The sequence below is a fragment of the Ensifer sp. ENS06 genome, assembly GCF_014852205.1.
GTDB lineage: Bacteria > Pseudomonadota > Alphaproteobacteria > Rhizobiales > Rhizobiaceae > Ensifer > Ensifer adhaerens.
Map to the genome: position 1 here is coordinate 146,195 of NZ_JACVBC010000015.1, position 10,941 is coordinate 157,135.

Genomic DNA, 10,941 nt, shown 5'->3' on the forward strand with positions numbered 1-10,941 from the left:
TCCTGCCTCGGCTGCCGGGTCACGGGCCGCTCAACATGCTGGCGCACTAGCGCGCGTGTTCAATGCACCGCGTTCTGCCGTTTCCGCAAGTTGCCGAGAACTGGCCATTTACATCCACAAGTGCTAATATTTTTGGGCCGAAGGTTCCAGAGGAACCCGCCTCGCGGCCGACAATCAGATAAACGCGAATTGCTTGCAGCCAATTGCCGCGCCGTCGGACGACCGCTCCATGAGCGCCGTCGATGTCCGACGACATCAACGTGGAGGAAAAGCCAATGGCCAGCAATCTTGTTTCGTATATCGCGCAGATGCTTACCCCTGACATGATCGCACGCATCGCTTCGGCGCTCGGGCTCGACAGCAGCAAGGTGCAGGGCGCCGTCAGCGCCGCCATTCCCGCGGTGCTGGCGGGACTGACGGGTGTCGCGGCGCAACCGGGCGGGGCGCAGAAGATCGCCGATACCGCCAGTCAACAGGGCGGATCGCTCGACAGTCTCATCGGGATGCTTCAGGGAGGCGATCAGGCGACGCTTAGCCAGAACGGGTCACAGATCATTTCGTCAATCTTCGGGCAGAAGGACGGCAGTGCGCTTGCGAACGCCATCGGTGGGATCTCCGGCATGGACCCGCGGGCGAGCGGTTCGTTGCTGGCGACGCTTGCTCCCCTCGTGCTGGGTGGCCTTGCCCGGCAGAGCGGCGGCGATCTCAGCGCCAATAGCATTGCCGGACTGCTCGCGAGCCAGAAGGACAACATCGCGGCCGCCCTGCCCTCCGGCGCAAGAGAACTGCTTGGCGGAACAGGCTTGCTCGGCGGGCTCGGCGCTTCGGCACAGTCTGCCGCGGCCTCGGCGAGCCAGGTCGCCCGCAGCGCCGCGACAGCGGCTTCGTCCGTCGGTGGAGCCGGTCAGCGCGCAGCCGAGGCGGCGACGCCGTCCGGGTCGCGCAACTGGCTCTACTGGGTGATTGCCGTACTCGCGCTTGCAGCCGTGCTCTTCTATCTGTTCGGCAGACCGAGCGGAGAGGTCGCGCCACAGGCTGGCACGGCGGGGCAAAGCTTGACGGTCGCCGGGGTCGACATCGGCCGGCAGGTCCAGGACAGCATGGCGAGCCTGCAGACAACGCTGACCGGTGTCACGGACGCCGCCTCGGCCACGGCCGCCCTGCCGAAACTGGAGGAGATTTCAGCCGGGCTCGACAAAGTCACGGGCGCCACCGGGCAACTGTCTGCCGAACAGAAGGCAGCCCTTTCCGCGCTCGTCGGGCCGATGATGCCAACGCTCAACGGGCTTTTCGACAAGGTGCTGGCGATACCCGGCGCTTCCGACATCGTGAAACCCGCAATCGATGCATTGAAGACCAAGCTCGCCTCACTGGCGACCTGAAGAACCAGCCCAAGCATGAGCTGCCGGCCCTGCATTCCGCACGGACCGTTGGCGATTGTCATCGACGAAACCGGATAGGAAGGAAGACGGCCATGGCCGACAAATCGACATTCACCCCGGAAGAATGGACGCTGCTCCTGGAGAGCGTGATGATGGCCGGCATTGCCGTGACGGCCGCGGAGCCGAGCGGCCTCTGGGGGATGATGAAGGAAGGCATCGCCAACAGCAGCGCACTTCTGCAGGCAAAAGCCGATGCCGCAGCAAGCCCGCTCGTCAAGGCGCTGGTCGCCGACTTCGAAACCTCGGAGGGCCGGACCGCCGCTCGCGATGGGCTGCAGACGAAACTCAAGGGTGCCAAGCCGGAGGACATGAAGGCCAGGTGCATTGAAACGCTGAATCAGGCCCGGACACTCGTCGAGACCAAGGCGCAGGGTGATGTCGCAGCCTTCAGCACATGGCTATACCAGATCAGCCAGAAGGTGGCGGAAGCCGCCAAGGAAGGCGGCTTCCTGGGCTTCGGCGGCGTCGCTGTCAGCGATGCTGAGAAGGCCACCTTGTCGGAAATTTCCGCGGCGCTGAAAGTCGCCTAGGCAGCTGCGTTTCGCCGCGGAAGCACGAACGTGCCGTCAGCCCGGCCGCCGACGCCCTTGCCCGGTTCGCAAGGGCGTCGATGGCTATAGTTCGGCAAACCGCAATCGCTGGCGACAACGCCGCGACATCGTTGTCAGATGGGTCACCCTTTGACGCGGCGCACGACCCGCGATCGCAATATCAGGGCGGGCTATCGGAAGCGCCGGATGACCGCTGGCAAGGAGAACGATCGATCGCCCCGCCTCCGACATAACAAGGACGTCCCCGCCCCCATCCTAAAACAGATATCGAGCCTGCTGGCGATTTTGTTTCCTGGACGCCGAAGTCGAGTTGATAGAGACGCGCGTTTAAACAACGAACCCCGGAAGCTTCCGTGAACCGCCCTGAAGTCGGGCTGCTTCGCATATCATATGGTGGTGAGATAGATTATGGCGGAGAGGGTGGGAGGGTCCGCCATATTCAATAAAGGCCCGGAAATGTTGGTCTTTTTCAGGTCTCACTGCGCAATTGTGTAGCACTATCGTGTAGCGCAAGGCTACCGCAAACCTCCGGAGAACTAAACCGTTAAGTGATGGTTGGGCGACTTCTTTTCCGGATTGTTAGTAGCAAATCAGACGCTTCCTCCGGGGCTGGTGGGTTCTTCGAGCCGCGTCGGTTCCTCAAATTAATGGATCGAGTTACAAGTTGTAGGTTGCTGTACTCATAGTGGCCATTCGTATCGATACGGTCGAAGTCGTATCCCACAAAATCTGTTCCTTGATACTTTTTCAGCGCCCAGCGGATAAACTTCTCTCGACTTCCGAGAAAGCACCTGATGCCTCGCCCACCGTAATTCGCGTACGAAACATGCGTGGGGCGTTCACAGCGCTGAACTATCGCATCATATCGCCCACCGAGGGTAATGCTTCTAGGGTCTCTGTACTTGCCTGCCCGCTGCTGACAACGACACCCTTTCGTTTTCCCCGACAGCAGATTGTCAACATGGTAAGTTCGAGATGTACCGCATGCGCAGCAGAGCATGTCGATCTTACGATAGCGACCATCACGACGAAGTGTATCTGCCACGGGCGTCAGGCCACGCAGTTTCAGGCTGCGGATTCTACTTGCCACGTCGGTCAATGGGATAGAGCGCGGATGCGCGTCACCTGATTTAAACACAAGCCATACTCCTTAAGCGAGAGAAACCTCTCACATTATTAGCTGGCTATCAACTTGACCCCGATCCTTTGTCGGACGCCTTGGCGCAGAAGCGCTTGAACTTCTTGATCGAGGCTTCCTGCTGTAGGAACTCCTCGACGGACAGGCGCATGGTAGCGGCGGCGGTCATCATGTGGATGTCGCCGTCGTTCCGATAGATGTCGAGCATGGTGCGGTCGCCACTCTCCCATGCGGCGATGCGGAGTTCGATCTGCGAAAGGTCGGCTGCGACAAAGCGGAAGCCGGGATTGGGCTTGAACACCTTCAGGAACGGCTTGGACCACTGACCACGCTTCGGGTAGTTCTGGCCGTTCGGGTCAGACGACGCGGTGCGGCCCGTGTTCGTCTTGTGCAAAGCGAAGGATGGGAAGATGCGGCCACTGGATGATAGGTACTGCCAGAAGCCCGTGCCTTCCTCCTCGTTGCCACAGTAGGTCGTGTCCATCTTCGAGGTCTTTTGGTACTCGATCAGACGGGTGACGAACGTGCCTGCCGTGTCCTTGCGGGTGACGAAGTAGGGCATGTGGTCTTTGGTCGAGACCGATGGCACCTTCTTGTCTTCTTTGGCAAAGGTCCTTGGTGTCAGTGTCGTCGCATCGCCGTCCTCTTTGACGATCTGGCGGCACGTCCATCCTCCGGTTCTTGCTTGGGCCAATCTCCACCATGCAAAGCCCCCGCATTCCGGCAAGAAAGCACTCAGTGCAACGCGTTGCAAATGCAACGCAATTGCAATAGCGCCTTGTTTTCACTTACTGGGGCAAGCGCCACCAAACGAGAGGGCGTTGCCCGTGACGATTTGGAACCGACTGAAAATGTCCGCTACCTCCGAGCCATGTTCAGCCCGTAAATGCGCGGCGAGGTCAATCGGCACCACCGACAGCCGGGCGAACCATTCTTCACCTGTCACTGCGTATCGGTCCACGATACGCCGCCATTGATCCGGCTTGCTGAAGCGCTGGTGCAGTGCGATGTGGATCGAATGATTGATGGGATAGGGCGACCACGAATAGTAGTTTTCCGAGTGGAGCCTCGGCATCTTTGTGTCGCCGGAAATGCAACATGTTGCACCACGCGCCGCCCAACCATTATCGATGCGCCACATGATTAGTTGCCAGCCGCGCACCCTCTCATCGTGAGAGAAACCATTATAGACGGGCAACGTCCCCCACTCCCATTTCCGCAGCCCCTTCACTTCCCAGCCCCCTCCATCGCCTCGACGTTGACCGCTGGCGCGGAAATGGACGCAAAGGGCCCCATCACAGCCTCGACTTGTCCGACGAGCGCTGCGACGGTGTCCTGCTTCTCCGCTCCCGGTTAGATCCTGAACCGCACAAGGATGCGGCGCTGACATACCCCTCGATGTCGGGCCTGCCGTCATCCTCTGCGACCGCACGCGCGGCAAAGGAGAGGCCCGAGGGCAGAGCCAGCCCTCCAGCCCCAGCAACCGCCTTAAAGGCCGCTCGGGCGACGGCAGAGAGTTGCAGAATGAAGCCCAAAGCCTCGATAGCGATGTTTTTCGCACATGGCGAAAAGCGCGTGGCAAGGTAAGTGAAAAGTGTCTCACTCATTGCGAAGGTGCCGCTTTCCTGTCGGCTTCGGCCTTGAGTTTGGCCTGATACTCAGCCCATTGAATGTCGCGCATGTACCAGTCACATTCAGGCAAGTTCGCCGTCAGGGCTGCTTTTAGCCCCTTTGTGTTGAACACAGCAGTCTTCGGCAACTCCTGATACGGCTCCACGCGAAGTACGAGCTTTTCCGTATCGCGTACCTTCATAATGAATTTTGGGGCATCCGTGATCCGGGAAGTTGAGCGGTCATCCAGCACGGCCCACTCATCTGACACCGGCTGCGTGTCTCCGAGCCTGTAAGTCACTTCTTTTACTTCAAGACCGCCGTAGTCCTTGCCGCCGAGAAACTCATTCCATCTCACAGTGGCCCACCCGTTATCTTTGCTGCAATAGATGCTTAGCAGTACGCCCATTCGATTTCCGTCGCTCTCGGCGGCGAGTTGTATCGAAACGATTTTCTTGTCGGTCATGGGATCGATCTGGCGGTAGATGCTCCACTTGCCGAAGTCCGGCACTGAAGCATCGGAAATAGATGCGGTATCACCGGTAGGCTGGCCATTAACCGGTTCGCACGCCGTCAGTCCGATCGTTGCGCAAATGGCCAAGAACGTGCGGCTGAGCGAGCGATAATGACGCTCGATGGTCCGCTTGAGATCTGCGTGTTTTGTGAAGAACATGCCGCCCCCCTATGGGGCAAGTGTCGCGGTACGTCCCCGCGAAAATGCCCCTTCAACCCTCTGGTGATCGGGGAGTTCGAAACCGCATGACACGGCCCCACGGCCTTTAGTCCCGGAGAACCTGTTGCATCCGCCGCAGGCTCCCCGACCCTATAGGTCGAAGAGTGGTGCCATCTCGGCGACACCAGCCTAGTCATGAGGGGTTTCGACGCCCCAAAGCGGCACGTACCGCTCTGCGTCCTTATTCGCGCGGATCCAGTGATTTGTCAAAGGCAAGAGAGCTGCCGCACAGCCTCTGAGTATAGAAGCTCGGACGATGAACAAGATCTCCACTAGAAACAGTACCCCCATAAAACTTCTTTAAATAGTTGCAGGACAGTATCTCGCAGAAATCGCCTTCGCTAACGATCGCAGATAACTTAGCCACACCGCAGAGACCTTCCCAATGAAGTACGAGCTCCCCCCAGATCACGGCCTCTCGGCCCAAACCCAAACTACAGCAAAGCTCTTGCCTCGGGCAGATAACAGCCCATCAATTACCGATATACAGTATGAAGCGCTAGCCTCCGGCGTCTACAAAGGCGCGAGTATACTTGTTAGCGCCCCTACTTCTACTGGTAAAACACTGATAGGTTGGTGGGCGATAGCTTCCGCGCTCGAAGCTGGTAAGCGCGCCGTTTATCTTGTTTCACATCGTGCGCTTGCTAAACAAAAATTTGAGGAGGTGGAAAGCATCTTTCTCAAATCATATGTCAATGGCGATAGGTCAGCGATCGTATGTGCAACGGGTGACGGCGTAGAAGATTGTGCTGGCCGGAGATCAAATTCGCCACTAGACAGTAGGATACTTGTCGCAACCTACGAGAAGTTTCTAGGCTGCCTGTCTGTCGGAGGCCCACCAACTGACCTCCGCGACATTTGTTTCGTATGCGATGAGCTTCAGCTAGTCGGCGACAAACACAGAGGCCAATCGACAGAGCTTCTTCTCACGTTGCTGCGACAAGCGGGCTGGTATCAGTTTGTCGCGCTCTCTGCGGTTCTCAGCGAGAAAGACGCGAATAGTCTAGCAAGTTGGCTTGACTTGAAGCTGGTCCGGAACCCGCAACGAGAAAAGTCAATTCGATTGGAATGCCGGCTCGTGGATCAGGTGCACCACGTATCCTTTGGTCCCCGCCACGAAGGTAATGAGCTTACCGAAAGGAAGCGGAACTCTCTGAGCCTTAATGAGATAATTGCGTCCCTTGCCGCTGAACCAGGCCGTGGTCCGATAATCGTCTTTTGTATGACCGTAGACCAGACCTACGATCTGGCGCGGGCATGGGCGTTGACACAAATAGGCGCACAATGGCTTGAAACCGCTGCGGCAGATGACATCGACAACGACCTAGTCGCATTAGTCGCCAAACGCACCGCATATCACAATGCTGAGTTGACGGAAGAAGAGCGGAGGTTTGTCGAGGATCGTATCGAGAGCGGCGAAATCTCTGTGGTCTTTGCGACCACGACACTTGCTGCCGGAGTGAATTTTCCACTTGGTTCAGCAGTCTTCGCGGCGTGGGAGCGGTGGGATTTCGGGAGACGCATTCGCGTCCCTCTTGAAGCAGCGGAGTTCAAAAACATGGCAGGTCGAGTAGGCCGCATGGGACAGGACGCCGCTGAAGGTCTCGTGATCCTCACCGCGGAAAGCAGCCAGAAAGCGGTCGAAGCTCGTAAACTGATGAGCCTCAACGCCGAGGGCGATTTGGGCGGTGGGATAAATCCCAGCGACTTCGAGACACTGACGCTTCAACTGTTCGCAGGTAGATTGTGCCGGTCACGAGAAGACGCATTCACGCTGATTGGCTCAACGCTCACGGCCTCCCGAGAGATAGATCGCAATCGCGCGGGCATCGCGCATTGGAAGGACGACCTCTATCAGAACATTGACCGCCTCATACAAAATGGATGCTTGCTAGAAACTCGCAATGAGGTGGTGATCACGACCTTTGGTATAGCAGTCGCAAGATCAGGCCTGAAACCTGACACTGCTCTGTATTTTCTCGACGGCTTATCAAGATCGGCAGAAAGTCTTACGGCGAAACTCGGCGGAGATAACCCGTCCGGCAGCGAAGATGATTTGCTATTTATTCTTTGTCACGCAGCCCTGCGGTGCCCAGAGTTCGACCAGTATAAGGGAAAGCCATCTCGTTTCATTAATTGGCGCATTGGTCGGGACGGGAAGACTGTCCCCAATCATTATGGCACAAGATTAAACGCGGAGCTCTTTGACGGCCCGTGGAATGCGGATGCAGGCGCTGCGAACGGCGCCTTGCTCCTTGCTCAATGGGCGTCCGGGCGTCCGCGCGAGGAAATAGATCGCACTGTTCAAGGAGTTCGCCTGGGCACAGTCCAGGCAACCGCACGAGATGTAGCATGGGTGCTCTCTGGCGTGGCAGAAGTTATTCAGTATGTGACATCCCCTACGCTGGCGGAAGAAAGCAGGCCGCAGCAGTTGAGAGGTGACAGCGTTAGAAATTCGCATGTCAGGCAGCTTGCCCGCGGCATACGCCGTCAGGCCACTCGTATTAGCGTAGGCCTGCCTACTGACGTTTTATGGATGACTGAGCTAGACATTCAAGGTCGTCGTCGCCGGCTGACGAGGAAACAGATTATCGCACTTCGCACACAACGGGTCGTACGCCCCATAGATCTAATGGATGGAGGCGCTGTTAATGACGAAAAAAGAAGGATTGCTCTGGGCTCGAACTCCGCTGCAAACCTCGCACGAAATGCGGCAATTGAGTGGAAGCGATCTAACCGCGAACATTGCAAGTCTATTCACTTACGCCGCGCCGCTCCCCATGATCTGGCGGAAATGGTGCACGCATTATACCAACTCCGCGGCGACGATCTAGAAGGCGCATTCGAAAGGGCACTGTCCAGCCTGACGATTCAGTGGGAGAAGCTAGATGCACCTAATAGGCAAGCCTTCCCCGATTATCGAATAAAAGTGGAAGACTATGAGCCATTAATCGTTGAACTAAAATCAAAGCGCAGCGACAACGATCTTGTAAGTTTGAACCTGGCTATGGAGGTCCTATCCGCATCCGAGTTGGCCGGGTACAGAGATCATTTCTGCATCACGGTTTGCAGCCCAGGCGTCGAACCAAGCGTACCCGCTACTATTGAGGGATGTGGGAGGCTCTGCGTTCTGGAGATTAGCGACCTAGTCGAGGCCCTACTAAGGCTCGCTGAGGGACGGCTGACACGCGGAGCCCTGCAAAATTGGATTACAACCCCCGGCATTGCTCTCGCGGAAGATCTCCCCACACATTGAGTGTGCTCATGTATCCCGCAACGCGACAGCGCTGCATACCTTGATTTCCATTTATTTTGGCGCCGAGTTTCCGGACAGACACCCACCAGGGGACGAAAATGCAAGCAGATGATTACTCCATTGAGACAATCCTAAAAGAAGGACGACGCTTCCTGGTCCCTCTCTATCAGAGAAAATATCAATGGGGCGATAGCCGGTTGGTGCCATTCTGGGAGGACGTGGAAGCCAAAGCAGTCGAGGTATTGGAAGGCTCCAACAAGTTCCAACACTACATGGGCGCGCTAATTTTGGCTCCCCTGACCGAAGCTACTCAAATCGGCATAACTCCACGTGTACAGGTAGTGGACGGCCAGCAGCGACTGACCACTTTTCAATTGTTTCTCGCTGCGCTTCGAGAAGTTGCCCGGCACCACGAAGCGGAGCACCTTGTACAACACATAGAGGGTTATCTGTACAATCAACCGCGCTCAAAGGATACCGACCCTCTTACTAAATTTAAGCTCACTCCCACCCCATCTGATCGCGAGATCTTCCATCGTATTATAGAGGGAGAATATAGCGACATCCGGTTGGGGCTCGCGAAATACTTTTACGGAGAGAAAGTTCCCAAGAACACCCCGTTCCCTGCGCTTCGGGCGTACTACCTGTTACGACAGTGGGCGCTCGACTTCGTGGCGAATGGCCCGAGTGATTGGGAACCCGACACCGAAGACGGTGAGGACGGAGATCATATCGACGACGACGCAGCGCATGAAATCATGGAAGGCAGAATAGAGGCCTTGCTACGCGCCGCCCTCGAACAAATGAAGCTGGTTGTTATCACTCTTGACGAGGGTGACGATGCACAGGTGATATTCGAGACGCTCAACTCGAAAGGTGAGCCGCTCCTGGCGATGGACTTGGTCCGCAACAACATTTTTCAGCGAGCGGAGAGGCAGTCTCTGGCAACCGACCAGCTCTACAACGATTTATGGGCAACATTCGATGCACCGTGGTGGAAAAACGATGCTCCGTTCGCGAGGCCCAAACGCCCCCGCATCGATCATTTCCTCGCGCATGTGCTAGCTGCGGAAACGGGCGCGAGTATCGCGATGAGAGAACTGTATGCCGAATATCGCAACTTCGCCGTCCCAAAAGGTAAACCACGCTTCCCTAACGTTAAAGATGAACTAAATTTACTTCAAAAATACGCACCGATTTATCGAACCCTAGAAGGGGAAGAAGTTGAAAATGCAACAATGCATTGGTTCGGTAGAAAACTCGCTGCATGGCAGGTGACAACAGTCTACCCAATTGCTCTGCAAATCGCTGCGTCAGAGTTGACGCAAGATGAACAACACCGCGTTGCCACCTTGCTCTACTCGTATCTAGTCCGCCGAGCAGTGAGTGGGCTTACCGGTAAAAACCTGAACAAGCTGTTCAACGCGATTGCTCAACACTTTCATGAGAACGGGCCTTCGTTTGGAACTCTGGTAACATTCTTTTCAACTCGTTCGGGCGAGAGCTCGCGCTTTCCCTCAAACAAAGAATTTCGTCAGGCGATAAAGTCGAAACCTGTGTATGTCCTCGCCCCGGGTGAGCGCACTAAGGATATTCTCTGGGAACTCGAACTCGCCAGTCGTTCGAAGTTCAGCGAAAAGATCGAACGTCCTGAAGGTCTGTGGACGGAACACGTTCTACCTGTGTCTTGGAACGAACACTGGCCCTTCCCGGAAGGGCCGTTTGTACAGCGCTACTCGGGAGATCCCCGGGCCATTGCCCGCAACTCGCTTTTACATTCTTTGGGCAACTTAACCCTCATGAGTGGAGCGTTGAATATCTCCTCAGGGAACAGCAGCTTTACAGAAAAACGCAGCAAGTATGAGCAGCACACAACACTGTTCATGAACAAGTGGTTCTCGAAAAGGGAAAAATGGGACGAAACCGATATTCACGAGCGAGGAGAGTACCTCGCCGAGCTAGCACTTCAGCGATGGAGTGGGCTGCCCGACGACGAATAGTTGACAGCGCTACTTAACACCTGCGAGCGCATTTCCGCCATTAGGTAGCAAAAACCATGACCTTGCCCCCAAGTTTTATCCATTTTTGAGTTTGCTCCAGCGGTTTTGGGCTGCTGTATTGGGGGCGGTAGCGGCGGGTTGCGGTGCGGAGCCATTCCGGCTGCGCAGCACCGCATCACGTCGCGGGTTGATTGTCTGAGCGAACTCGGC

General features: G+C 56.5%; 7 protein-coding genes and 1 pseudogene. 4 read left to right on the forward strand and 4 right to left on the reverse strand.

What is annotated here, in order from left to right; genetic code table 11:
* Positions 1 to 275 precede the first annotated feature (275 nt).
* Together IB279_RS31820 and IB279_RS31825 are read left to right on the forward strand one after the other, a co-directional pair.
* Positions 276 to 1,382, forward strand: a complete 1,107-nt coding sequence (locus IB279_RS31820; RefSeq protein ID WP_192340512.1) for a DUF937 domain-containing protein — start codon at positions 276 to 278, stop codon at positions 1,380 to 1,382.
* 92 nt (positions 1,383 to 1,474) lie between these two features.
* Positions 1,475 to 1,972, forward strand: a complete 498-nt coding sequence (locus tag IB279_RS31825) for a hypothetical protein (RefSeq protein ID WP_034802641.1) — start codon at positions 1,475 to 1,477, stop codon at positions 1,970 to 1,972.
* A 1,208-nt stretch (positions 1,973 to 3,180) separates the two neighbouring features.
* Here IB279_RS31825 and IB279_RS31830 read toward each other — a convergent pair.
* From IB279_RS31830 to IB279_RS31840, 3 genes are all read right to left on the reverse strand, one after another.
* Positions 3,181 to 3,825, reverse strand: a complete 645-nt coding sequence (locus tag IB279_RS31830; RefSeq protein WP_192340514.1) for a DNA polymerase — start codon at positions 3,823 to 3,825, stop codon at positions 3,181 to 3,183.
* 90 nt (positions 3,826 to 3,915) lie between these two features.
* Complete coding sequence (locus IB279_RS31835; protein ID WP_192340516.1) at positions 3,916 to 4,272, reverse strand: hypothetical protein; 357 nt, start codon at positions 4,270 to 4,272, stop codon at positions 3,916 to 3,918.
* A gap of 462 nt (positions 4,273 to 4,734) precedes the next feature.
* Positions 4,735 to 5,415: a hypothetical protein gene (locus IB279_RS31840; RefSeq protein WP_192340518.1), complete on the reverse strand. Its 681-nt coding sequence runs from the start codon at positions 5,413 to 5,415 to the stop codon at positions 4,735 to 4,737.
* Between the two features lie 445 nt (positions 5,416 to 5,860).
* Here IB279_RS31840 and IB279_RS31845 point away from each other — a divergent pair, with 445 nt between their 5' ends.
* On the forward strand, positions 5,861 to 8,731 hold the full coding sequence (locus IB279_RS31845; protein ID WP_192340520.1) for a DEAD/DEAH box helicase: 2,871 nt from the start codon (positions 5,861 to 5,863) through the stop codon (positions 8,729 to 8,731).
* 98 nt (positions 8,732 to 8,829) lie between these two features.
* The gene (locus IB279_RS31850; protein ID WP_192340522.1) at positions 8,830 to 10,731 is read left to right on the forward strand and encodes a DUF262 domain-containing protein; all 1,902 of its coding nucleotides are present in this window, start codon (positions 8,830 to 8,832) and stop codon (positions 10,729 to 10,731) included.
* A 75-nt stretch (positions 10,732 to 10,806) separates the two neighbouring features.
* On the opposite strand, the pseudogene IB279_RS31855 reads toward IB279_RS31850, so the two are convergent.
* Positions 10,807 to 10,941 (reverse strand): annotated as a pseudogene (locus IB279_RS31855) (IS3 family transposase); the annotation flags it as partial.